Source organism: Streptomyces sp. NPDC017095 (genome assembly GCF_044332325.1).
GTDB lineage: Bacteria > Actinomycetota > Actinomycetes > Streptomycetales > Streptomycetaceae > Streptomyces.
The window spans coordinates 1-21,132 of record NZ_JBIROU010000024.1; the positions used below are offsets into that span (position 1 = coordinate 1).

Below are 21,132 nucleotides of genomic sequence, written 5' to 3' on the forward strand. Positions count from 1 at the left end.
GACCAGGTACGAAAAGACCGCCACTTCCTATGAAGCAGCGGTCAATCTCGCGTCGTTCCTGCTCTGGGCAAGATCCGTTTGAAGACGGACCCTAGTGGTCCCCGCGCACGCGGGGGTGGTCCCGGCGCGAGGTTCCCGCCGGCCGCCGTCTTCAGGTGGTCCCCGCGCACGCGGGGGTGGTCCCGTCTCACTCATGAGAGTGAGGTCCATGTGTGAGTGGTCCCCGCGCCACCTGCTCACACCGCGCCCGCATGAGCTGCATAGAGCCTAAAGAGTGGCTGCGGACCGTGGGAGTGCCCTGGGAATTTTCTGGGACTTCCGGCTGCATCAACGGGCACGAGCGGGAAACAACTGAAAGACCGTTCGTGCAGGTCAGTGGTCCATTATGGACCATCACTGCAGTTCACACCACTGGGTGGTCTCTTCCGGGACATCTGATCAGCATGACTCAGTAGGTCTGCGCTCAGCGTCGCCTGCCCTCGGCGCCCCATCGACGCTCACCGCCTCGACAGGGTCTGACCTGCCCGACAAGGCGTCTGACATTCCATCAGAACGAGCGTCAAATGAGCGTCACGAGCGTCAATTCAGCGTCAAGATATCGCCCATAACGCCCACACCACACATAATGCGGACCGGCAAAAGCTCAGGTCAGGACCCCTTCGCGGCCGGTTCGAGAATCGCGACGCACTCCACATGATGCGTCATCGGAATCGCGTCGACTCCGAGGGGCAACCTGATACGCGCGCAGTCCGACTTCCCCACCGCTGAGCGTGTCACCGGACGTGGATGCCGCGGCTGCCAGACGGTCCGGCACGAGCAGTGGACGGAGGTGATGCGGAGCCGCTACGGCGACGCATGACGGTGCCGTGCGAATACTGGGCCGCCAGCACACGAGCCCCGCCGCCACAAAAACGCCAATCCTTTCCAACGCGCCTCCGCCGACACCCAACGCATCCGCGCTCCGTACTGCATCCACGTCCCCGCCCCTCCATACCCGCGCCGCACTCCTCGCACCGTGAACGAGCCCGAAGCCGACTTACCGGGCCTGCCCAACGAATGGACACCCGCCGCAGTCACAACGGACGCACTCACCAAAGAGATAGGCCGGAGAAGCGGGCTCATCGGCATCGACGCGTCAGCCTTGGGCGCCCACCGCGCTGCTGATTGATGGTCAGCTAACTCAGCAACGGGTCAGCATGAGTACTGCCAAACGTGGTTACAGATGACTACAGACGCACGTGGACCCAATCCCGCAATCCGCGCGCTGACCTGCGAAAACCCTGGTCATCAGCAGACCTGCTAGAGTGAAGGGCGAGCCGTGTTCTACTACATGCTCAAGTACGTGCTGCTGGGGCCCTTGCTGAGAGTGGTGTTCCGGCCCCGGATCGAGGGCCTGGGGCATGTGCCCGCGTCGGGTCCGGCGATCGTCGCCGGCAACCATCTGTCCTTCGCCGACCACTTCCTGATGCCGGCGATCCTCAGACGCCGCATCACCTTCCTCGCCAAGGCCGAGTACTTCACCGGTCCCGGGCTGAAGGGCCGGCTCACCGCGTCCTTCTTCCGCGGCGCCGGGCAGATCCCGGTGGACCGCTCCGGGAAGGAGGCCGGGCAGGCGGCGATCCGCGAGGGTCTCGGGGTGCTGCGCCGGGGTGAACTGCTCGGCGTCTATCCGGAGGGCACGCGATCGCACGACGGCCGGCTGTACAAGGGCAAGGTCGGGGTCGCCGTGATGGCGCTGACCGCGGGCGTCCCGGTGGTGCCGTGCGCGATGATCGGCACGTTCGAGGCACAGCCGCCCGGCCGGGCCCTGCCCAGGGTCCGCCCGGTGACGATCCGCTTCGGCGAACCGCTCGACTTCTCCCGCTACGCCGGGATGGAGCGGGAGAAGGCGGTGCTGCGGGCCGTCACCGACGAGATCATGTACGCCGTCCTGCGCCTGTCCGGGCAGGAGTACGTCGACGAGTACGCGGCCGTGGTCAAGGAGCGGCAGACGGCACGGCCGGGCGCCAGGGAGCGCAGGTTCCCCCGGGCACCGCTCGGCTGACCCGCGCGTCCGGCACGGAGACCGTCACAAAGACCGGCACAGGGACCGGCGTAGGAGCCGGCGTAGGAGCCGGATACGGCACAGGGGCGGCCGGAGGTCCGGCCGCCCCTGTCACCGTCGCGGTGCGGTTACGGCTTGGGCGTGGCGTGCGGGGCGCAGGTCACGTCCTTGCCGTCCAGTGCGCCCTTGAGCAGGTAGGCGTCGACACGCTGGTTGATGCAGGGGTTGACCAGGCCGGTCACGCCGTGGGAGCCCGCGTTCTTCTCGGTGATCAGGCGGGAGCCCTTGAAGCGCTTGTGCAGCTCGACGGCACCGCCGTACGGAGTGGCGGCGTCCCGGGTGGACTGCACGATGAGGACCTTCGGCAGGCCCTTGTGCGTCGTGACCTCGACCGGGGTGTGCTGCTTGGCCGGCCAGGTGGCGCACGGCAGGTTCATCCAGGCGTTGGACCAGGTGAGGAACGGGTAGTTCTTGTTCAGCCGGGTGTTGTCCCGGTCCCACCGCTGCCAGCTCGTGGGCCACTTGGCGTCGGCGCACTCGACGGCCGTGTAGACGGCGTTGGAGTTCTCCGAGGCGATGTTGCCCGCGGTGTCCGACAGGTCCGGGGCCGCCGCGTCGACCAGCGCCTGGGTGTCACCGGCGACGTACTTGCTGAAGACCGAGGCGACCGGCACCCACGAGGAGTCGTAGTACGGCGCGCTCTGGAAGAGAGCGATCAGCTCGGCGGGACCGACGACTCCGCCGATCGGGTGCTTCTTCGCGGTGGCGCGCAGCTTGAGCCACTTGGCCTGGACGGCGGCGCGGGTGGTGCCGAGGTGGAAGGCGGCGTCGTTGGCGGCGACCCAGTTCTGCCAGTCCTTCCAGCGGCCCTCGAAGGCGACGTCCTGGTCCAGGTTGGCCTGGTACCAGATCTTCTCGCGGGCGGGGTCGACGACGCTGTCCACGACCATGCGGCGCAGGTGGCCCGGGAAGAGCGTGCCGTAGACGGCGCCCAGGTAGGTGCCGTAGGAGACGCCGAGGTAGTTGAGCTTCTTCTCGCCCAGCGCGGCGCGGATGACGTCCAGGTCGCGCGCGGTGTTCGGCGTGGTCATGTGCGGCAGCATGCGGCCGCTGCGCTCGCCGCAGCCCTCGGCGTACTCGCGGGCCAGCTTGCGCTGCGCGTTCTTGTCGGCCTGGCTGTCCGGCACCGGGTCGGCCTTGGGCGCCTTGACGAACTCCTGCGGGTCGATGCAGGAGATGGGGGCCGAGTGGCCGACACCGCGCGGGTCGAAGCCGACGAAGTCGTAGGCCTTGGCGACGTTCGCCCAGATCGGGTTCTTGTTGGTGATCCGGGTCGGGAAGCGCAGTCCGGAGCCGCCGGGGCCGCCCGGGTTGTAGACGAGCGCGCCCTGACGCTCCTGCGCGGTGCCGGTGTTGCGCGCGCGGTCCACGGCCAGCTTGATCTGCTTGCCGTAGGGGTGGGCGTAGTCGAGCGGCACGCTGACCCAGCCGCACTGGATGGGCTTGGCCAGTCCCCAGTCGGCCGGGCAGTCCTGCCAGTGGACACCGGCCTTGGCGGCCCGGGCCGCGGCGACCTGGGCGCCCTTGGCCTCCCGGTCCGGGGCGGGCCGGGAGACGGCGCCGGCCGCGGGCGCCGAGACGGCGCCTGCGATCAGGGTGGCGGTGACGAGTGCTCCGGCGGAACCGAGTGCCAGCAGGCGGCTCTTCGGTCTGTTCTCCCTCAAGTGGGCCCCTCCCCGTACGTCGCTGCAAGTGTTCAGGCGGGGATCCTCTCGGCTGTGAGGGCGCTGAGAACAGGGTTTGCGGGGCATCTTTACCAATCCGATAACCGGATGATCATGTCCCGTTGAGCGAAGTGTTGCCCGTGCGGGGCCCCGGAGGTGCCGCCGGCGCTTCAGCCCAGCTCCGTCACGATCCCGTCCAGGGTCCGCCGCAGAGCCAGCGCGTCCGGGGCCACGGCGCTGACGAGTACGGCGGGACCGGCCAGCGGTACCAGGGCCGCGTGCCCGCCGAGCATCCGCGCCGACGGCGGGTCCGCCGCGAACTCCGGCCGTACGACGACGAGCTGGCCCACCGCCCGGTGGCCGGCCAGGACCGCCGGGCCGTCCCAGCCGCCGGGCGCGCCGGGGCCGCAGGACAGCTCCTGGTCCAGCACCGTGCGGCCCGCGACCCGGACGGTCAGCCGGCTGGTGAGCCGTCCGGGCCGCTCCCCGGCCCGGCCCAGCACCTGTTCCTCGCGCAGCACGAGCCGGGCGCCGGCGCCGAGTTCGGCGCGGGTGGCGACCCGCAGGTCGCTGCCCTCGGCGGAGATCAGCTGCTCGGGCAGCCAGTGCAGTTCGCCGCCGTCGGCCACGTCGAGCCGTACGTCGTAACGGGCTTCGCCCGGGGCCTGGCCCGGCAGGGCGAGGGTGGCGGCGGCCGACCCGACGTGCAGCCGGGCGCCCTCCTCCACCCGGGCGGAGAGGGTGAAGCGGTCGCCGCCGAGCGGCCCGCTCATCGCGCCGACGAGCATGACCTTCGCCCCGGGCCCGGTCGCCCGGGTGCGGCGCGGCGCGAGCGGGCCCTCGCCGTCCAGGACGGGCAGGGCCGTACCGCCGCGCCCGTCGGCGCGGGCGACGATCCGGGCGGTCGCCCGGACCCCGGTGACGGTCACGCCGTCCACGCGGCGAGCCGCTCGCGCACCCACGCGGCCACGTCGGCGACCCCGGCCGTGCCGCGCAGCGACTGGAAGACGACCGGGAGCGCGGCCCGCTGCGCCTTGGCGTCCGCGGCCATCCGGGCGAGGTCGGAGCCGACGTACGGGGCGAGGTCGGTCTTGTTGACGACGAGCAGGTCGGCGGTGGAGACGCCGGGGCCGCCCTTGCGCGGGATGTCGTCGCCGCCGGCCACGTCGATCACGAAGATCTGGGCGTCCACAAGTCCCTTGGAGAAGGTCGCGGTGAGGTTGTCGCCGCCGGACTCGACGAGGATCAGGTCCAGCGGGCCGACCGCGTCCTCCAGGTCCTCCACCGCTTCGAGGTTGGCGGAGATGTCGTCGCGGATCGCGGTGTGCGGGCAGGCGCCCGTCTCGACGGCGGTGATCCGCTCGGGCGGCAGCACGGCCTCCCGGAGCAGGAACTCGGCGTCCTCGCGGGTGTAGATGTCGTTGGTGACGACCGCGAGCGACAACTCCTCGCGCAGCGTCCGGCACAGGGCGGCGACGGTGGCGGTCTTGCCGGACCCGACGGGCCCGCCGAGCCCGATGCGCAGGGCGCGGCGGGTCCCGTCGGGGCGGTGGGCGTCCGCGCTGACGGCGGCGGGGGCGGGGTGGGTGTGGTCGAGGTGCATGTACGGCTCCTTACGCGCGGGGCCCGCGCCGGGGCGGGCCGCCGCGCGTCCAGACGGCGGGGTGAGCGGGTGGGCGGTGTCAGGACGCGAACAGGCGTACCGGCCAGGCGGCGTGGGCCTCGGCCATGACCTCCAGCAGGGGCGCGGAGGCCGCGGGCAGCGCGTCGGTGCCGTCGGCGGCCACCGCCCGCGCCGCGTCCACCGCGGCGTCCGCGACCCGGTCCAGTTCGGGGGCGAGCCGGGCGAGGACGCCCGTGGCGTGGAACGGGTCGAGGCTCAGCAGCCGCACGGTGGCCGTCGCCGGTCCGCTGACGCTCTCGTAGAGCGCGCAGTGGGCGGCGTCCGCGGGCGTGAGGTCGGCCGCGCGGGCGGCGAGCCCGAGCACGACCGGCTGGTGGGCGCCCTTCGGGAACCTTTGGGCGAGCGCGTCGAGTTCGGCGGAGGGCCAGGTCGCCCGCGCGGCCCGCAGCAGTTGCCGGCCCAGGCGCCGGGCGGCGGCCCGCAGGGCCGGGGACGGGGTGCGGGCGTCGGCCGCCGCGTCCAGTGCGGCCGGGTCGGCGCCGAGGACGGCCGCCGCCGCCAGCGCGCCCGCGACCAGCCCGGCGGTGTGCAGCCGGCCCCGGCAGAACTCCTCCAGGCTCGCGGGGTCGGTGATGTGACCGTCCTTGACGGCGGCCTCCGCCCCGCCGGAGTGCGCGTGCCCTCCGGCGGGAAAGCGGCCGTCGGCCAGGACGAGCAGTGCTGCCCGTGACATCAGGACACCTGTCAGAAGAGGAAGTAGCGCTGGGCCATGGGCAGTTCGGCGGCCGGGGTGGCCTCGACCAGGTCGCCGTCGATGTGCACGGCGAAGCTGTCGGGGTCGATCCGGACGTCCGGCCGGGCGTCGTTCTCCCGCATGTCGGCCTTGGTGATCGCGCGGGTGGACTCGATCGCCACGAACCGCTTGCCGAGTCCCAGCCGCTGTGGCAGCCCGTCCTCGATCGCCAGGCCGGACACGAAGTTCACGGAGTTGGCGGCGGGCGCCCGGCCGATCGCGCCGTACATCGGGCGGGGCAGGATCGGCTGCGGGGTCGGGATGGAGGCGTTGGCGTCGCCCATCTGCGCGTAGGCGATCTGTCCGCCCTTGAGGACGAGCAGCGGCTTGACGCCGAAGAACGCGGGCTCCCACAGCACCAGGTCGGCCAGCTTGCCGGTCTCCACGGAGCCGGTCTCCGCGGCGAGGCCCTGGGCGAGCGCCGGGTTGATCGTGTACTTGGCGACATAGCGCCGTACCCGGTGGTTGTCGGCGCGGCCGTCGCCGGGCAGCGCGCCCCGGCGGCGCTTCATGACGTGCGCGGTCTGCCAGGTGCGCAGGATCACCTCGCCGACCCGGCCCATGGCCTGGGAGTCGGAGGAGATGATCGAGATCGCGCCGAGGTCGTGGAGGATGTCCTCGGCGCCGATGGTGGACGGCCGGATCCGGGACTCGGCGAACGCCAGGTCCTCCGGCACCGCCGGGTTGAGGTGGTGGCACACCATCAGCATGTCGAGGTGTTCCTCGGTCGTGTTGACGGTGAAGGGCCGGGTCGGATTGGTGGAGCTGGGCAGGATGTTGGCCTGCGAGACCACGGTCATGATGTCGGGCGCGTGCCCGCCGCCGGCACCCTCGGTGTGGTACGAGTGGATGCCCCGGCCGGCGATCGCGGCGAGGGTGTCGCCGACGAAGCCCGCCTCGTTCAGGGTGTCGGTGTGGATGGCGACCTGGATGCCGGTCCGGTCGGCGACCGTGAGCGCGGCGTCGATGACGGCGGGCGTGGAGCCCCAGTCCTCGTGCAGCTTCAGGCCGACGGCGCCGCCGCGGATCTGGGAGAGCATCGCCTCGTGGCTGACGGTGTTGCCCTTGCCGAGGAAGCCGACGTTGACCGGGTAGGCCTCCATCGCCTCCAGCATCCGGGCCAGGTGCCAGGGGCCGGGGGTGACGGTGGTGGCCTTGGAGCCCTCGGCGGGGCCGGTGCCGCCGCCGACCAGGGTGGTGATGCCGGAGGCCAGTGCCTCGTCGGCGACCTGGGGGCAGATGAAGTGGACGTGGGCGTCGATGGCGCCGGCGGTCAGGATGCGGCCGTTGCCCGCGATGATCTCGGTCTCGGGGCCGATGACCAGGTCGGGGTGGACGCCGTCCATGGTGTCGGGGTTGCCGGCCTTGCCGAGGGCGGTGATCCGGCCGTCGCGGATGCCGATGTCGGCCTTGACGATGCCCCAGTGGTCGACGATCACGGCGCCGGTGATCACCGTGTCCGGCGTGCCCTCGGCGCGGGTGGCGCGGGACTGGCCCATGGACTCGCGGATGACCTTGCCGCCGCCGAAGACCGCCTCGTCGCCGGAGGCGCCGGGGCCGCCGGAGCGGTCCTCCTCGATCTCGATCAGCAGGTCGGTGTCGGCGAGCCGGATGCGGTCGCCGGTGGTGGGGCCGAACAGGTCGGCGTAGGCGTCACGGGTGATCTCAGGCATCGAGGGCACCCCGGATCTCCCCGCGCAGTCCGGCCACGATCCGGGCGCCGGTGAGCGGCACCAGCTCGACCTCGGCCGGGATGCCGGGCTCGAAGCGGACGGCGGTGCCGGCGGCGACGTTCAGCCGCTTGCCGCGGGCGGCGGCGCGGTCGAACTCCAGGCCGGGGTTGGCCTCGGCGAAGTGGTAGTGGGAGCCGACCTGGACGGGTCGGTCGGCGACGTTGAGCACGGTCAGCCGGGTCACGTCACGGCCGGTGTTGAAGGGGACGGGACCGTCCGCGAACAGGATCTCTCCGGGAATCATCGCGGCCCCCTCAGATGATCGGCTCGTGGACGGTGACCAGCTTGGTGCCGTCCGGGAAGGTGGCCTCGACCTGCACGTCGTGGATCATCTCGGCGATGCCGTCCATGACGTCGTCCCGGGTGAGGATCTTGCGTCCGGAGGACATCAGCTCGGCGACCGTACGGCCGTCCCGGGCGCCTTCCAGGATGTGCGAGGTGATGAGCGCGACCGCTTCCGGGTGGTTCAGCTTCAGGCCACGGGCCCTGCGCTTCTCGGCCACGTCGGCCGCCACATGGATCAGCAGCCTCTCTTGCTCATGCGGGGTCAGTTGCACGTCCCACCTCACCGTCCTTGCTCCGGACCGTGCGGGGTCCGGTTGCCGCAGCCACCGCGACGGGGATAGGTGTAGCACGCAGACAAATCCCCGGATCGTCGTCAATCCCGGGCAAGAAAACCCCTGGTGGCGTGGTTCGGCAGGCTAGAGCGCCAGAGTTTCACCTACGTTAACCAGCCTTTGGCCGATGCATGACTCCGCTATGGGCTGCCACAGAGACGAGGCGAAGCTGAGCGGGTGACCGGGCCCGGCGGTGCCGGGTGACCGGGCCCGGCGACGGTGGACGGCCAGGCGGCACGGGCGGCGGTCGGCCGGGACACGGATACGGATACGGCGGAGGCGATGGACGGGTGCGCCCGAGCCTGGAGGGCTCGGGCGGCGGGTTCAGGAGGCGTCCGGACGGCGGTGCTCCGCCGCGAGGCCGAAGCGCCGCTGTTCGCGCGGCGCGGGAGCGGGCTCGCGGACCGTGGACAGCGAGCTGGCGATCCGCTCCGCGCCCGGCTCGCCGAGTGCGTCGAGCCGCTCCAGATCGGCGGCCGAGACCAGCGCGACCAGCGGCTTTCCATGCCGGGTCACGACGACGCGCTCGCCGCCGTACACCACCCGGTTGATCAGGTCGGCGAGTTCAGCTCTCGCTTGCGTCACCGGAATCTCGTAGGCCATGCCCCATTCTAACGTGACGTACGTACTGTACATTTTTTACAGAAGTCGAGCCCATCGGGGCCTCGTCATGAGGAGGGGTATGTCCATGACCCGACCGTCCGCGACCCGGTCGGCCGCCCGGCACGTCCTGCCCGAGTTCACCGAGCGCGCCGGGACCGCCGTACGCACCCTGGATCCGTACGCACGGCTCTTCGAGGACCGGATCGTCTTCCTCGGCACACCGGTCGACGACGCGGCGGCGAGCGAGGTGACGGCCCGGCTCATCCACCTGGAACACGCGGCCCCGGACCGGGACATCACGCTGTACGTCAACTCGCCGGGTGGTTCCTTCGAGGCCGTGGCGGCGGTCTACGACACGATGCGGTACGTCGGCTGCGACGTGGCGACCTACTGCCTGGGGCAGGCCGCCGGCCCCTCCGCGGTGCTGGTGGCGGCCGGCACCCCGGGCAAGCGGTTCGCGCTGCCCGGCGCCCGGATCACGCTCCGGCAGCCCGCTCCGGCCGCACCGCTGCACGGCCGGCCCGCCGACCTGACGGCGCGGGCCGAGGAGCTGGTCCGGACGCGCAGCGCTCTGGAGGAGATGCTCGCCCGGCACACCGGGCGCACGGCCGGGCAGGTGCACCGGGACCTGGAGCGGGACCTGATCCTCGACGCCCCGGGGGCGCTCGCGTACGGCCTGGTGGACGGCATCGTGCCCCGCCACCGGCGCACGCCCGGCGCACCGGACGGGAGGTGAGCCGCCCGTGCTGCCCGACCTCCCGCCGCTGCCCGCCCTGACCCGGGCCGAGGGCGAGCTGATCGACAGTTACCTGGCGGCCGTGGATCTGCTCGGCCGCGTCAATCCGGCCCGGCCCGGGGACACCTACCGCGGGCTGCGTGCCGCCCAGGCGCTGGTGCGCAAGGCGACAGAGCTGCGGGACGCGCTCGCGCTGATGCACCAGCGGGGCGAGACGGAGCTGCACGCGGACACGCTGGCACGCGCGCTGCGGGTGCTGGACGGCGAGCGCCGGGCCGCTCGCGTCGCGCTCCCGCCGGACGACGGCGGCTGAGGCGGACTCCCGTCCGGAGTGCGGACCCCCGCGTGTCGACACGCTTGGTCCGGACGGGAGTTGAAACGGCCCGAACGACGTACCGCCGTCCGGTGTACTTCCCGCTCGTTTTCCGGGGCCCCCGAGTTGCGCGGGGGCCCGGTACACGGCTCACCGGGAAGTACATCGCCCCAGGTCCGGGGCTACGGCCGGGATCTGACGGCCACTCGAACAGAGCAGCGCTCACCCGAACGGGTGAGTGGTGAGTAACACCACAAATCCCCGATTCCGTTGGGATTTTCGGACTGCTGTGAGCCAAGATCCCTGTCTGACGACAAGCCCCCGCCACCGCGGCGGGGCGGTCCGGGCGGACGCCGAGTCCTGCCGCCGCCCGGATGACCGGTCGACAGGAGTGGATCGGCAGGAGTGGAGGACCCAGGCAAGGCGGGTCGCCGGAACGGATGTCCAGCAGTTCGGCACGGATGGCCGAACGGACGGACACAGGCTCCGGGTGACCCTTGGGGTGAAGCCGCGGCAACGCGGCCGGGCAACTTCGCCAGCCCGAATCCGACAGGTCATCCTTCACAGGCGGCTGACGAAGGGTTGCGCATGACTGCGCTCAATCGTGTCCCGTCGCTGATGGCCCGGGCCGGCACGGCCTCGGCGCTCACCCTCGCCGCCGTGGGCGGTTCGATCGTGGTGCCCGGTCTCGCCGGCGACGCCTCCGCCGCGACCATCGCGTCGAAGGCGCTCAAGGTCGCGGCCTCCAAGAAGGGCGCCCCGTACCGGTGGGGGGCCACGGGACCGCGCAGGTTCGACTGCTCGGGACTGACGCTGTACTCGTTCAAGAAGGCCGGCAAGAAGCTGCCCCGCACCGCCGCCCAGCAGTACAACAAGACCCACCACGTCTCCGCCGGCCACCGCAAGGCCGGCGACCTGGTGTTCTTCCACTCGGGTTCCAGCGTCTACCACGTCGGCATCTACGCCGGCCACGGCAAGATCTGGCACGCCCCGAGGACCGGGGACGTGGTGCGGCTGCAGAAGATCTGGACCAGGAGCGTCTGGTACGGCCGGGTCGGCTGACCCGCGCCCGGGCCGGGGCGGCTCCGGCGGCAGGGCCGCGCCGCCACCGGCCCCCGTGCCCGCCTGAGGCCCACGGGTGGGCACTGCGGCGCCGTCCCCGGCCCGTGGCCGCGTACGGCCTGCACAGCGGCCGTGGCGCGCGTTGCGGGGCCCCCTGGCCCCTCGGGTCTCCGCGGCACTCTGTGGGCCCTCGCGGTCCTTCGGGCCCGCCCGGTCCGCCGGACCGCGCGCCCGGAGCCCGCAGGCCCGTGCCCGGCCCGTGCACGCCCGGCGGGCGGCGAGCCGGACGCCCCTCGCCCCCCGTACGCCCCCGTACGCCCGCCGGGCACCTCCGGTGGGCGTGTGGGCGCCGGGCGCCCCTCGGTCCCTCGTCCTCTGGGGGGGCAGGCGCCGGACGCCCCTCGATCCGTTCCCAGCGCCCGCCGGGCACCTCCGGTGGGCGTTCAGGTGCCGGGCGGCCCTCGGTCCGTGCCCACCGCCCGCCGGGCCCCCTTGGCGGCCTTTCAGGCGCTGGACGCCCCCCAGCCCCTCGAACCAGCCGGGCACCTCCGGCGGACGTACGAGCGCCTGGCGCCCCTCGGCCTCCTCGTACCGCCCGCCTGCACCCTTGGCGGGCGTTCAGGCGCCGGGCGCCCTTCGGCCCCGCTCACCGCCCCCCTTCACCTCCGGCAGACGTTCGGGCGCCGGGCGCTCCTCGGTCCCTCCCACCGGCCGCCGAGCGCCTCCGGCGGACTTACGGGCGCCGGACGCCCCCGGACTCCTCTACCGCCCGCCGGGCACCGCCGCCGGGCGGCTCAAGCCACCGGACGCCCCTCGGTCCCCTCCTCACGCCGCCGACGGGTGTTCAGGAGTCCCGTGGGACCGCCGGGACCGGGGCGGCCGGGAGGGTCCAGGGCAGGTCGATGGAGACCGTCTTGCCGCCCTCCCGGGTGGGGCGGATGTGGAGCCTGCCGCCGCACTCCGCGGTGAGCCAGCGGATGATGACCATGCCGCGCCCGTTGTCCTGCTGCACGGCGGCGGGCAGTCTCTTCGGGAGGCGGGGATGGCTGTCCGTGACACCGATGCTCAGCTGCGCGTCGCGGCGCAGCGCGATGTCGACCGTGAAGGTGGGTGACTGGCCGAGGGTGTGCTGAACGGCGTTGGTGGCGAGTTCGGAGACGATGAGGCGCACGGTGTCGGCCACTTCCGTGTCGGACGGCAGGCCCCACTCCGCGAGGGTGCCCACGACGTAGGAGCGGGCGGCGGACACCGAGGCGGGATCGCTCGGCAGAGTGACGGAGGCTTCCAGATGGTCTGCCATGGCGGCGTCGTCCCTTCCCACGGGACCGCGGTCCGACATACAGCGGTGGGTTCGAGTACGGTCCCGGACTGGTGCTTGTCCGTCAGACTGCCATCGCCGGACCGGTCACGGGGGCGATCCCCCAAGATATGCATATATCTGTCGCTCGAAGCGGTGAACTCTGCGACGCGAGCCCGTATCGGGACGGCTCGGACCGAGTGAGGAGGAGCCCATGCAGAACGGCCCCGCGGTGCGCCGTCGCAAACTGGGCGCCGAACTGCGCACGCTGCGTACCGGCGCCGGACTCACGAGCGGTGAGGCGGCCCGGCTGGTCGGGTGGCACCAGTCGAAGGTGAGCCGCATCGAGACCGGGTCCAGCGGAGTGAAACCGGCCGATCTGCGGCTGCTGCTGGACGCCTACGGGGTGCGCGACAGGCAGTTGCGGGAGTTGCTGCTGATACTGGCGGGCTCGGAGGACACGGGCGGCCGGCACGGCTGGTGGCACGCCTACCGCGGGGTCCTGCCGCCCACGTACCGGGACTTCATCAGCCTGGAGTCACAGGCGAGCGTGATGCGCACCCTGGAGACCACCGTGGTGCCCGGGCTGCTGCAGACCGCCGAGTACGCCCGCGCGGTGACCCGGGCGGCCGTGAAGGACCTGGACGAAGACCGCCTGGACACCCTGGTGGAGGTGCGGCTCGCCCGGCAGGACGTACTGCGTTCGGATCCGCCGCTGGTGCTGAGCGCCGTCCTGGACGAGGCGGTGCTGCGCCGCGAGGTCGGCGGTCCCGGGGTGATGGCCCGGCAGCGGGAGCGGCTGATGGACGCCGCCCGGCTGCCGCAGGTACGGCTCCAAGTGCTGCCCTACTCGGCGGGGGCGCATATCGGCCTCACCGGGCCTTTCGTTATCTTCTCATTTCCGAGCACTTCCGATTTGGATGTAGTTGTTCTCGACCAGTTGACGAGTAGCCTCTATCTGGAACGGAAAGAAGACCTGGAGGCCTACTCCGAGGCCTTCAGCACCCTTCAGTTCCACGCCCTTTCCCCCGAGGACTCGTTGGACTACATCGCCGGGATAGGTGACGGCGTGTAAGGAGGCACCATGTCAGCTCTGCCTCGGAACGTCCCTGCCAGTACCGATCTGCACGACGTGCGCTGGCTGCGCAGCAGCTACAGCACGGGCGCGAACAACTGCGTGGAGGCGGCACGGCCGCGCTCCGGCCCCGCGGCCGGACTGCTCGCCGTACGCGACTCGAAGGACCCGGCCGGACCCGCACTGCTCTTCTCCGCCGCGAGCTGGACCGGATTCGTCACCACGCTCTGATCCGGACACCGGCTCGCATAACCAGTCCGGATTCGATCGGTTCCTTATTCCTTTCGCGCGCAACTCGGCCGTGTCCGCCGACTCACGGTCGCGTGTCGCCGATGACTCGTACAGCGCGTTCGATCTCGGCCCCGGAGAGGTCGGCGCGGGCGGTCAGCCTCAGCCGTGAGATGCCGTCGGGCACGGAGGGAGGACGGAAACAGCCCACGGACAGGCCCGCCGTCCGGCAGCCGGCCGCCCAGCGCACCGCCTCCTCCGGGGACGGGGCCCGCACGGAGACCACCGCGGCGTCCGGACGCACCGCCTCCAGACCCGCGGCGGTCAGCCGCTCGTGCAGCTCCGCGGCCACCTCGCGGGCCCGCGCCGCCCGGCCGGGCTCGCGCCGCAGCAGCCGCAGCGCCGCCAGCGCGGCGCCGGCGGCGGCCGGTGCCAGGCCCGTGTCGAAGATGAACGTCCGGGCCGCGTTCACCAGATGGTCGGTCACCCGGGCGGGCCCGAGCACCACCCCGCCTTGGGAGCCCAGCGACTTGGACAGGGTGGCCGTGGCGACCACGTCCTCGGCGCCCGCCAGTCCGGCCGCGTACGGCGCGCCCCGGCCGCCTTCACCCAGCACGCCGAGGCCGTGGGCGTCGTCCACCACCAGCCCCGCGCCGTACTCCCGGCACGCCTCGGCCAGCGCGCCGAGCGGTGCCCGGTCGCCGTCGACCGAGAACACCGTGTCGGAGACGACGATCGCCGGGCCCGGGTGCGTGGCCAGGGCCTTGCGCACGGCCTCCGGATCGGCGTGCCCGACGACCTGCCGGCCGCCCCGGGCCAGCCGGCAGCCGTCGATGAGCGAGGCGTGGTTGCCCGCGTCGGAGACGATCAGCGAGCCGTGCGGGCCGAGCGCGGTGACCGCGGCCAGGTTCGCGGCGTACCCGGAGGAGAACACCAGGGCCGCCTCGAACCCGCAGAACGCGGCCAGCTCGCGCTCCAGCTCGGTGTGCAGCGCGGTGGTGCCGGTGACCAGCCGGGAGCCGGTGGCGCCGCCGCCCCAGACGCGGGCGGCCTCGGCCGCGCCCGCGACGACCTCGGGATGGCGGGCCAGACCCAGGTAGTCGTTGCTCGCCAGGTCCAGCAGCGGCGAGTCGGCGGGGCGCGGACGCAGGGTGCGGACGAGACCGGCGCGGCGGCGCGCCCGGGCCTGCTCGTCGATCCAGCCGAACGCCATGGCTCCTCCGGTGCTTTTGTAGGTAGCGGACAGACCATAGCGGCCCGGCCGCCCGCCCACTGTGTGGCAATACCCACACGGTGAAGCGTCCGTGTTGTGTGAAGTCTCCTTGGCCCGGGGCGGTCCCGTAGGACAGGATCGGGCCTCATGGACCTGCTGAACACGCTGGTGGACAAGGGGCTTCGGCGCGAGTTGCCGACGCGCGGGGAAGCGCTCGCCGTGCTGGCCACCTCCGATGACGACCTGCTCGACGTGGTGGCCGCGGCCGGAAAGGTGCGCCGGCACTGGTTCGGGCGACGGGTGAAACTCAACTATCTGGTCAACCTCAAGTCCGGTCTGTGCCCCGAGGACTGCTCGTACTGCTCCCAGCGGCTCGGCTCGAAGGCCGACATCCTGAAGTACACCTGGCTCAAGCCGGACGAGGCGTCCGAGGCCGCCGCCGCCGGGCTCGCGGGCGGCGCCAAGCGGGTCTGTCTGGTGGCCAGCGGGCGCGGTCCGACGGACCGTGACGTGGACCGGGTCTCGCAGACCATCAAGGCGATCAAGGACCAGAACGAGGGCGTCGAGGTGTGCGCCTGCCTCGGCCTGCTCTCCGACGGCCAGGCCGAACGGCTGCGCGCGGCGGGCGCGGACGCCTACAACCACAACCTGAACACCTCGGAGTCCACCTACGGGGACATCACCACCACCCACACCTACGCCGACCGGGTGGACACGGTGCGGAAGGCGCACGCGGCCGGCCTGTCCGCCTGCTCCGGGCTCATCGCGGGCATGGGCGAGACCGACGAGGACCTCGTGGACGTGGTGTTCTCGCTGCGCGCGCTGGACCCGGACTCGGTGCCGGTGAACTTCCTGATCCCGTTCGAGGGCACCCCGCTGGCCAAGGAGTGGAACCTCACCCCGCAGCGCTGTCTGCGGATCCTCGCGATGGTGCGGTTCGTCTGCCCGGACGCGGAGGTGCGCATCGCGGGCGGCCGCGAGGTCCACCTGCGCTCGATGCAGCCGCTCGCGCTGCACCTGGCCAACTCCATCTTCCTCGGCGACTACCTGACCAGCGAGGGCCAGGCCGGCAAGGCCGATCTGGAGATGATCGCGGACGCCGGTTTCGAGGTGGAGGGCGCCGACGAGGTGACGCTGCCGGAACACCGGGCCGCGGCGGCGGGCGGGTGCGGGTCGCACGAGGGTGCCGGGTGCGCCTCGCACGAGGGTGCCGGGTGCGGGTCGCACGCCGGCGCGGGCTGCGGCGCGCACGAGGACGGCGGCGTCTGCGGTACGGCGGGCGTCGCGACGGCCGCCGAGCCGCGCACCGACCTCGTCGCCGTACGCCGCCGGGGCGCCGGCACCGACCTCGCGCCCAATGCCTGAGATCGGCGTACCGGAGCTGCTGGAGCTGGACCGGCGGCACGTGTGGCATCCCTACGGCCCGATGCCCGGGCGGGCGCGGCCGCTCGTCGTGGAGTCGGCGAGCGGGGTCCGGCTGCGGCTGGCGGACGGCTCCGGCGAACTGGTCGACGGCATGTCGTCGTGGTGGTCGGCCATCCACGGCTACCGCCATCCGGTCCTCGACGAGGCGGCGCGCGGGCAGCTGGACCGGATGAGCCATGTGATGTTCGGCGGGCTCACGCACGAGCCCGCCGTCCGGCTCGCCAAGCTGCTCGTCGACGTGTCGCCGGACGGCCTGGAACACGTCTTCCTGGCCGACTCGGGGTCCGTGTCGGTCGAGGTCGCCGTGAAGATGTGCCTGCAGTACTGGCGTTCGCTCGGCCGGCCGGCCAAGCAGCGGCTGCTGACCTGGCGCGGCGGCTACCACGGGGACACCTGGCAGCCGATGTCGGTGTGCGACCCGGAGGGCGGGATGCACGGGCTGTGGGCCGGGGTGCTGCCGCGGCAGGTGTTCGCGGACCCGCCGCCCGCCGCGTACGAGGAGTCCTACGCCACGCACCTGCGCGAGCTGATCGCCCGGCACGCGGACGAGCTGGCCGCGGTGATCGTGGAGCCGGTGGTGCAGGGCGCGGGCGGGATGCGCTTCCACTCCCCCGCGTACCTGCGGGTGCTGCGGGAGGCGTGCGACGCGCACGACGTGCTGCTGGTGTTCGACGAGATCGCCACCGGCTTCGGCCGTACCGGCGCGCTGTTCGCGGCCGGCCACGCCGCGGTCGCCCCCGATGTGATGTGTGTGGGCAAGGCGCTGACCGGCGGTTATCTGACCCTGGCGGCCACCTTGTGCAACGGCCGGGTGGCCGACGGCATCTCGCGGGGCGAGGTGCCGGTGCTCGCGCACGGGCCGACGTTCATGGGCAATCCGCTGGCGGCGGCCGTCGCCTGCGCCTCCGTCGAGCTGCTGCTCGGGCAGGACTGGCTCGCGGAGGTCAAGCGGATCGAGGCGGGCCTGTGGGAGGGCCTGGCGCCGGCGCGGGAGCTGCCCGGGGTGCGGGACGTCCGCGTCCTCGGGGCCATCGGAGTGGTCCAGCTCGACCACGAGGTCGACATGCGGGCCGCGACCGAGGCGGCGGTACGGGCGGGCGTGTGGCTGCGCCCGTTCCGGGACCTGATCTACACGATGCCGCCCTACGTCACCTCGGACGAGGACGTGGCACGGATCGCGCGCGCGGTGTGCGCCGCGGCGCGGGAGGGATGACATGCCGGTACTGGTGATCACGGGAACGGGCACGGAGGTCGGCAAGACCGTCACCACCGCGGCCGTCGCCGCCACGGCGCTCGCGGCCGGGCGTTCGGTGGCCGTGCTCAAGGCCGCCCAGACGGGCGTGGGCCCGGACGAGCGCGGGGACGCGGACGAGGTGGCGCGGCTCGCCGGGCCGGTCACGGCCGCCGAAGTCGCCCGTTACCCGGAGCCGTTGGCGCCGGGCACGGCGGCCCGGCGGGCCCGGCGGGCGCCGGTGCACCCGCAGGAGGTGGCCGAGCGGGCCGCCAAGCTGGCCACCGAGCACGATCTGGTGCTGGTCGAGGGGGCGGGCGGGCTGCTCGTGCGGTTCGACGCGGCCGGCGGCACGCTGGCCGACGTGGCCCGGCTGCTGGAGGCGCCGGTGCTGCTCGTCGCGCAGGCCGGGCTCGGCACGCTCAACACCACCGAGCTGACGGCACGCGAGCTGCGGCGCCGGGAGCTGGAGCTGACCGGCGTGGTGATCGGCAGCTGGCCCGACGCCCCGGACCTGGCCGCCCGCTGCAATGTGGCCGACCTGCCGGAGGTCGCCGGCGCCCCGCTGCTCGGCGCCCTGCCCGCCGGCGCCGGCACACTGCCGCCCACGGCGTTCCGCCTGGCCGCCCCGAGCTGGCTGGCCCCCCACCTGGACGGAACCTGGGACACGGAGGCGTTCCGGACCCGGGAGGCGCCGTAACCCCGGCGGAGGCCTGGGGTGATCCGGCGCGACGCCGTCCCCGGCCCGGGACGCACAAGCGTTCCGGGTCGGGGAGGACGCCGTTACCCCGGCGGGAACCTGAGGTTCCCCGACGCGACGCCGCTTACGGCCGCCCGACGCCGCCGTACCCACCGGAGGCGCACGGCGACACCGGAGCGGACCCGGAGCGGCACGGGCGTTCTGGGGCCGGGAGGCCCCGCAACCCCGGCAGAGACGCGGGGTGACCCGGCGAGGCACCGTCCACGGCCCGGTGCGCCGCAGCCACCGATCATGCGCGGCGGCATCAGTCGCCGTACCGGTGCGGCTGTGCACGGGGCCGGCGGGCCGGGCCCGTGCCGCCCCGTGCGCGTCAGGCGCTCCAGCGGCGCAGTTCCCGTGTGATGTCGTCGACGCCCGCCGCGCCGTCCTTGACCAGCCGGGCGAGGTCGCGGACCTGCTCGGGCGTGGTGGTGACCTTCTCGCCGCTGGCGACCAGATAGGCGTAGGCGACCGCGGAGGCGAACAGCGCGTTGGCGCGTTCCAGGGCCGGTACGTGGATCAGCAACTGGAGCAGGGAGGCGGCGCGGGCGTACGGGTCGGGGTAGACGGGCACGCCGAATATCTCGGCCCGGTGCCGGGCGACCGCGGCGACCAGGGCGCCCCAGTCGGTGACCTGCGGGTCGCCCGGGGTCTTCTGTTCGGCCAGCATGAGCAGCCAGGCGAGGTCGATGCTGAGATCGTTCAAGGGATCTGCTTCACCGGACCGGCGGGGCGGCCGTCACCGGGTCCCGGTGCCGTGTGCCTCGGGGGACTCCTCGGCGAACACGGACTCGTACCGCCGCATGAAGTCGGCGGCGGCCTCCACGAAGGTACGGCCCGCCTCGCCGGCGTCCTGTCTGACCAGCTCTTCTATATAGCGGTTGACACTCATGCCGCGGGCCAGGGCGCGTTCGCGGGCCGCGCGGACGGTGCCCTCGTCCACGCGCACGTTCAGCTGGGTCTTCGCCATGTCTCGACGCTAGCGCCACCGCGCTAGCAGCGCCAAGGGCGCACGGTCGCACCGCGCCGGGTCCGGGTGCGCCCCGCGCTCGTCCCGCCACGAGTGGTGCCGGCGGCGGGGCGGCGGGCCCGGCGGACGCCGCGCGCCCCTCGCCCGGCCGCACGGCCGGTGGGTGAGCGGGCGGGCGCGGGCATGATGCAATCGGTGGGACCAAGTCCGCTCGTCCGAGGGAGAGTTCATGTCGCGACCGTTCCGCTTCGGAGTCAATCTGCTGACGCCGGCGCCCGCCGCCGAGTGGCGGGCCAAGTGCCGGCGCGCCGAGGAGCTGGGCTACGACGTGATCCTCGTCCCGGACCACCTCGGGACGGTGGCGCCGTTCCCGGCCCTGGTCGCGGCGGCCGCGGCGACCGAGCGGCCCCGGGTCGGCACCTTCGTGCTGAACGCGGGTTTCTGGAACCCGGCGCTGCTGGCCCGCGAGGTGGCGACCACGGACGCGCTGACCGGCGGCCGGCTCGAGATCGGCCTCGGCACCGGGTACGTCCCGGCGGAGCACGAGGCAGCCGGACTGCCGTACGGCTCGCCGCGCGAGCGGGTGGACCACCTGGAGCGCACGGTGACGGAGCTGACGCGGCTGCTCGGCTCCGAGGAGCACCAGCCGCGGCCCGTGCAGTCCCGGGTGCCTGTGCTGATCGGCGCCAACGGTGACCGGATGCTGCGGCTGACCGCCGCGCACGCGGACATCGCCGCGTTCACCGGCGCCCGGCCGGGCGAGACGGCCGGCGCGCTGGACCCGCTGAGCGCCGGGGAACTGGACGAGCGGCTGGCCCGCTACCACGCGGCGGCGGACCGGGCGGAGCCCGCCGAGCTGAACCTGCTGATCCAGGTCGCGGCCGTCACCGACGACCCGGAGCCCGTGCTGCGGCCCCTGCTGGAGTACAAGCCCGGGCTGACCCTGGACCGGGCGCTGGACCTGCCGATCGTGCTGGCCGGCCCGCTGGAGGACGTGGTGGCGAAGGTGCGGGCGCAGCGGGAGCGGTACGGGTTCTCGTACCTGACCGTGCTGGAGCCGTACATGGAGGCGTTCGCGCCGATGCTGGCGCGGCTGCGCGAGGAGTCCGCGTGACGGACGGCGGACGGGCCGCCGGGCCGTGCCGACCATGATGAGGACATGACCGAACTGCGGATACGCGCCGCCCTTCCCGACGACCTAGACGCCGTCCTCGCCTTCTGGAGGACGGCGGCCGAGGGCACCAGCATCAGCGACGACCGCGCCGGTGTGGAGCGGCTGACCGGCCGTGATCCCGGGGCGCTGCTGCTCGCCGAGCTGGACGGCGAGCTGGTGGGCACGGTGATCGCCGGCTTCGACGGCTGGCGGTGCCACCTGTACCGGCTCGCGGTGTCTCCCGGGCGGCGCCGGCAGGGCATCGGCTCGGCGCTGCTGGCCGCCGCCGAGGAGCGTTTCGTACGGCTCGGCGGGCGGCGGGCGGACGCCATGGTGCTGGTCCGCAACGCGTCCGCGCACCACGCCTGGAAGGCGGCCGGGTACGGGCCGCAGGAGCAGTGGCGGCGCTGGGTGAAGCCGCTCACGGACTGAGAGAAGGACCGGGCGACGGCCTTTTTTGCCCATCCTTTACTCTGGAGGGAGCACTCGGCCCTCTATGAAAGGTTGTGAGCGTCCGCCCATGGGCGAGCCTCCCAGTCCGCGACACCGCGC

The 21,132-nt window shown here is 72.9% G+C and carries 23 protein-coding genes and 1 riboswitch; of the genes, 11 read left to right on the forward strand and 12 right to left on the reverse strand.

Annotation, left to right across the window (positions count from 1 at the left end; translation table 11 throughout):
- The first annotated feature begins 1,318 nt into the window (after window positions 1–1,318).
- Window positions 1,319–2,044: a lysophospholipid acyltransferase family protein gene (locus ACH4OA_RS32225; protein WP_397972900.1), complete on the forward strand. Its 726-nt coding sequence runs from the start codon at window positions 1,319–1,321 to the stop codon at window positions 2,042–2,044.
- Window positions 2,045–2,172: 128 nt separating this feature from the next.
- Here the strand turns inward: ACH4OA_RS32225 and ACH4OA_RS32230 are convergent, their stop codons facing one another.
- The 8 genes from ACH4OA_RS32230 to ACH4OA_RS32265 all read right to left on the reverse strand — a co-directional run bounded on the left by ACH4OA_RS32230 (window position 2,173) and on the right by ACH4OA_RS32265 (window position 9,138).
- On the reverse strand, window positions 2,173–3,768 hold the full coding sequence (locus tag ACH4OA_RS32230; RefSeq protein WP_397972903.1) for an alpha/beta hydrolase: 1,596 nt from the start codon (window positions 3,766–3,768) through the stop codon (window positions 2,173–2,175).
- Between the two features lie 170 nt (window positions 3,769–3,938).
- Window positions 3,939–4,706 (reverse strand): urease accessory protein UreD, encoded by a 768-nt coding sequence (locus ACH4OA_RS32235; protein WP_397972905.1) that lies wholly within the window; start codon window positions 4,704–4,706, stop codon window positions 3,939–3,941.
- The gene (ureG, locus tag ACH4OA_RS32240; RefSeq protein ID WP_397941465.1) at window positions 4,694–5,371 is read right to left on the reverse strand and encodes an urease accessory protein UreG; all 678 of its coding nucleotides are present in this window, start codon (window positions 5,369–5,371) and stop codon (window positions 4,694–4,696) included. The genes ACH4OA_RS32235 and ureG overlap by 13 nt, the downstream gene beginning before the upstream one ends.
- Window positions 5,372–5,450: 79 nt before the next feature.
- The gene (locus ACH4OA_RS32245) at window positions 5,451–6,125 is read right to left on the reverse strand and encodes an urease accessory protein UreF (protein ID WP_397972908.1); all 675 of its coding nucleotides are present in this window, start codon (window positions 6,123–6,125) and stop codon (window positions 5,451–5,453) included.
- 11 nt (window positions 6,126–6,136) lie between these two features.
- Window positions 6,137–7,858 carry an urease subunit alpha gene (locus ACH4OA_RS32250; RefSeq protein ID WP_397972910.1) on the reverse strand — a complete coding sequence of 574 codons (1,722 nt, stop codon included), beginning with the start codon at window positions 7,856–7,858 and terminating at the stop codon, window positions 6,137–6,139.
- A complete protein-coding gene (locus ACH4OA_RS32255; protein ID WP_397972912.1) occupies window positions 7,851–8,162 on the reverse strand; it encodes an urease subunit beta in 312 nt (103 codons plus the stop codon). The genes ACH4OA_RS32250 and ACH4OA_RS32255 overlap by 8 nt, the downstream gene beginning before the upstream one ends.
- 10 nt (window positions 8,163–8,172) lie before the next feature.
- Window positions 8,173–8,475 (reverse strand): urease subunit gamma, encoded by a 303-nt coding sequence (locus tag ACH4OA_RS32260; RefSeq protein WP_365883233.1) that lies wholly within the window; start codon window positions 8,473–8,475, stop codon window positions 8,173–8,175.
- A 384-nt stretch (window positions 8,476–8,859) separates the two neighbouring features.
- The gene (locus ACH4OA_RS32265) at window positions 8,860–9,138 is read right to left on the reverse strand and encodes a type II toxin-antitoxin system Phd/YefM family antitoxin (RefSeq protein WP_365883234.1); all 279 of its coding nucleotides are present in this window, start codon (window positions 9,136–9,138) and stop codon (window positions 8,860–8,862) included.
- Window positions 9,139–9,223: 85 nt separating this feature from the next.
- Here ACH4OA_RS32265 and ACH4OA_RS32270 point away from each other — a divergent pair, with 85 nt between their 5' ends.
- From ACH4OA_RS32270 to ACH4OA_RS32280, 3 genes are all read left to right on the forward strand, one after another.
- On the forward strand, window positions 9,224–9,874 hold the full coding sequence (locus ACH4OA_RS32270; RefSeq protein ID WP_397972915.1) for an ATP-dependent Clp protease proteolytic subunit: 651 nt from the start codon (window positions 9,224–9,226) through the stop codon (window positions 9,872–9,874).
- Window positions 9,875–9,881: 7 nt separating this feature from the next.
- Entirely contained in the window at window positions 9,882–10,187 is a 306-nt protein-coding gene (locus ACH4OA_RS32275) for a hypothetical protein (protein ID WP_397941458.1), read from the forward strand.
- 453 nt (window positions 10,188–10,640) lie between these two features.
- Window positions 10,641–10,772, forward strand: a riboswitch (cyclic di-AMP (ydaO/yuaA leader).
- A 3-nt stretch (window positions 10,773–10,775) separates the two neighbouring features.
- Window positions 10,776–11,249, forward strand: a complete 474-nt coding sequence (locus tag ACH4OA_RS32280) for a C40 family peptidase (RefSeq protein ID WP_397941456.1) — start codon at window positions 10,776–10,778, stop codon at window positions 11,247–11,249.
- A gap of 844 nt (window positions 11,250–12,093) precedes the next feature.
- Here ACH4OA_RS32280 and ACH4OA_RS32285 read toward each other — a convergent pair.
- The gene (locus ACH4OA_RS32285) at window positions 12,094–12,549 is read right to left on the reverse strand and encodes an ATP-binding protein (RefSeq protein ID WP_397972918.1); all 456 of its coding nucleotides are present in this window, start codon (window positions 12,547–12,549) and stop codon (window positions 12,094–12,096) included.
- A gap of 211 nt (window positions 12,550–12,760) precedes the next feature.
- Between ACH4OA_RS32285 and ACH4OA_RS32290 the strand changes: the two genes are divergently transcribed.
- Together ACH4OA_RS32290 and ACH4OA_RS32295 are read left to right on the forward strand one after the other, a co-directional pair.
- On the forward strand, window positions 12,761–13,621 hold the full coding sequence (locus ACH4OA_RS32290; RefSeq protein ID WP_397941452.1) for a helix-turn-helix domain-containing protein: 861 nt from the start codon (window positions 12,761–12,763) through the stop codon (window positions 13,619–13,621).
- 9 nt (window positions 13,622–13,630) lie between these two features.
- Window positions 13,631–13,852 (forward strand): DUF397 domain-containing protein, encoded by a 222-nt coding sequence (locus ACH4OA_RS32295; RefSeq protein WP_365875497.1) that lies wholly within the window; start codon window positions 13,631–13,633, stop codon window positions 13,850–13,852.
- An 82-nt stretch (window positions 13,853–13,934) separates the two neighbouring features.
- On the opposite strand, the gene ACH4OA_RS32300 is transcribed toward ACH4OA_RS32295, so the two are convergent.
- Window positions 13,935–15,062: an 8-amino-7-oxononanoate synthase gene (locus ACH4OA_RS32300; RefSeq protein WP_397947163.1), complete on the reverse strand. Its 1,128-nt coding sequence runs from the start codon at window positions 15,060–15,062 to the stop codon at window positions 13,935–13,937.
- 147 nt (window positions 15,063–15,209) lie between these two features.
- Between ACH4OA_RS32300 and bioB the strand changes: the two genes are divergently transcribed.
- From bioB to bioD, 3 genes are read left to right on the forward strand one after another with little or no spacing between them, the layout of a single operon-like run.
- Complete coding sequence (bioB, locus tag ACH4OA_RS32305; protein ID WP_397972919.1) at window positions 15,210–16,427, forward strand: biotin synthase BioB; 1,218 nt, start codon at window positions 15,210–15,212, stop codon at window positions 16,425–16,427.
- Window positions 16,420–17,700, forward strand: coding sequence for an adenosylmethionine--8-amino-7-oxononanoate transaminase (locus tag ACH4OA_RS32310; protein WP_397972922.1), 1,281 nt, complete (start codon window positions 16,420–16,422; stop codon window positions 17,698–17,700). The genes bioB and ACH4OA_RS32310 overlap by 8 nt, the downstream gene beginning before the upstream one ends.
- Before the next feature lies 1 nt (window position 17,701).
- Window positions 17,702–18,418, forward strand: coding sequence for a dethiobiotin synthase (gene bioD, locus ACH4OA_RS32315; RefSeq protein ID WP_397941444.1), 717 nt, complete (start codon window positions 17,702–17,704; stop codon window positions 18,416–18,418).
- 370 nt (window positions 18,419–18,788) lie between these two features.
- Here bioD and ACH4OA_RS32320 read toward each other — a convergent pair whose 3' ends face one another.
- Complete coding sequence (locus ACH4OA_RS32320) at window positions 18,789–19,163, reverse strand: fic family toxin-antitoxin system, toxin component (protein ID WP_365876407.1); 375 nt, start codon at window positions 19,161–19,163, stop codon at window positions 18,789–18,791.
- 33 nt (window positions 19,164–19,196) lie between these two features.
- The gene (locus ACH4OA_RS32325) at window positions 19,197–19,427 is read right to left on the reverse strand and encodes a toxin-antitoxin system HicB family antitoxin (RefSeq protein WP_397972925.1); all 231 of its coding nucleotides are present in this window, start codon (window positions 19,425–19,427) and stop codon (window positions 19,197–19,199) included.
- A gap of 229 nt (window positions 19,428–19,656) precedes the next feature.
- On the opposite strand from ACH4OA_RS32325, the gene ACH4OA_RS32330 reads away from it, so the two are divergent.
- Window positions 19,657–20,541 carry a TIGR03621 family F420-dependent LLM class oxidoreductase gene (locus ACH4OA_RS32330; protein ID WP_397972927.1) on the forward strand — a complete coding sequence of 295 codons (885 nt, stop codon included), beginning with the start codon at window positions 19,657–19,659 and terminating at the stop codon, window positions 20,539–20,541.
- Window positions 20,542–20,586: 45 nt separating this feature from the next.
- On the forward strand, window positions 20,587–21,012 hold the full coding sequence (locus tag ACH4OA_RS32335; RefSeq protein ID WP_365876413.1) for a GNAT family N-acetyltransferase: 426 nt from the start codon (window positions 20,587–20,589) through the stop codon (window positions 21,010–21,012).
- Window positions 21,013–21,132: the final 120 nt, after the last annotated feature.

What these genes read in the sequence shown, in the direction of transcription:
- ACH4OA_RS32250 (WP_397972910.1), bottom strand. Translation starts at nt 7,858, where the DNA reads ATGCCTGAGATCACCCGTGACGCCTACGCCGACCTGTTCGGCCCCACC.
- bioB (WP_397972919.1), top strand. Translation starts at nt 15,210, where the DNA reads ATGGACCTGCTGAACACGCTGGTGGACAAGGGGCTTCGGCGCGAGTTG.
- bioD (WP_397941444.1), top strand. Translation starts at nt 17,702, where the DNA reads ATGCCGGTACTGGTGATCACGGGAACGGGCACGGAGGTCGGCAAGACC.
- ACH4OA_RS32285 (WP_397972918.1), bottom strand. Translation starts at nt 12,549, where the DNA reads ATGGCAGACCATCTGGAAGCCTCCGTCACTCTGCCGAGCGATCCCGCC.
- ACH4OA_RS32265 (WP_365883234.1), bottom strand. Translation starts at nt 9,138, where the DNA reads ATGGCCTACGAGATTCCGGTGACGCAAGCGAGAGCTGAACTCGCCGAC.
- ACH4OA_RS32300 (WP_397947163.1), bottom strand. Translation starts at nt 15,062, where the DNA reads ATGGCGTTCGGCTGGATCGACGAGCAGGCCCGGGCGCGCCGCCGCGCC.
- ACH4OA_RS32245 (WP_397972908.1), bottom strand. Translation starts at nt 6,125, where the DNA reads ATGTCACGGGCAGCACTGCTCGTCCTGGCCGACGGCCGCTTTCCCGCC.
- ACH4OA_RS32270 (WP_397972915.1), top strand. Translation starts at nt 9,224, where the DNA reads ATGACCCGACCGTCCGCGACCCGGTCGGCCGCCCGGCACGTCCTGCCC.
- ACH4OA_RS32335 (WP_365876413.1), top strand. Translation starts at nt 20,587, where the DNA reads ATGACCGAACTGCGGATACGCGCCGCCCTTCCCGACGACCTAGACGCC.
- ACH4OA_RS32330 (WP_397972927.1), top strand. Translation starts at nt 19,657, where the DNA reads ATGTCGCGACCGTTCCGCTTCGGAGTCAATCTGCTGACGCCGGCGCCC.
- ureG (WP_397941465.1), bottom strand. Translation starts at nt 5,371, where the DNA reads ATGCACCTCGACCACACCCACCCCGCCCCCGCCGCCGTCAGCGCGGAC.
- ACH4OA_RS32325 (WP_397972925.1), bottom strand. Translation starts at nt 19,427, where the DNA reads ATGGCGAAGACCCAGCTGAACGTGCGCGTGGACGAGGGCACCGTCCGC.
- ACH4OA_RS32295 (WP_365875497.1), top strand. Translation starts at nt 13,631, where the DNA reads ATGTCAGCTCTGCCTCGGAACGTCCCTGCCAGTACCGATCTGCACGAC.
- ACH4OA_RS32290 (WP_397941452.1), top strand. Translation starts at nt 12,761, where the DNA reads ATGCAGAACGGCCCCGCGGTGCGCCGTCGCAAACTGGGCGCCGAACTG.
- ACH4OA_RS32310 (WP_397972922.1), top strand. Translation starts at nt 16,420, where the DNA reads ATGCCTGAGATCGGCGTACCGGAGCTGCTGGAGCTGGACCGGCGGCAC.
- ACH4OA_RS32280 (WP_397941456.1), top strand. Translation starts at nt 10,776, where the DNA reads ATGACTGCGCTCAATCGTGTCCCGTCGCTGATGGCCCGGGCCGGCACG.
- ACH4OA_RS32255 (WP_397972912.1), bottom strand. Translation starts at nt 8,162, where the DNA reads ATGATTCCCGGAGAGATCCTGTTCGCGGACGGTCCCGTCCCCTTCAAC.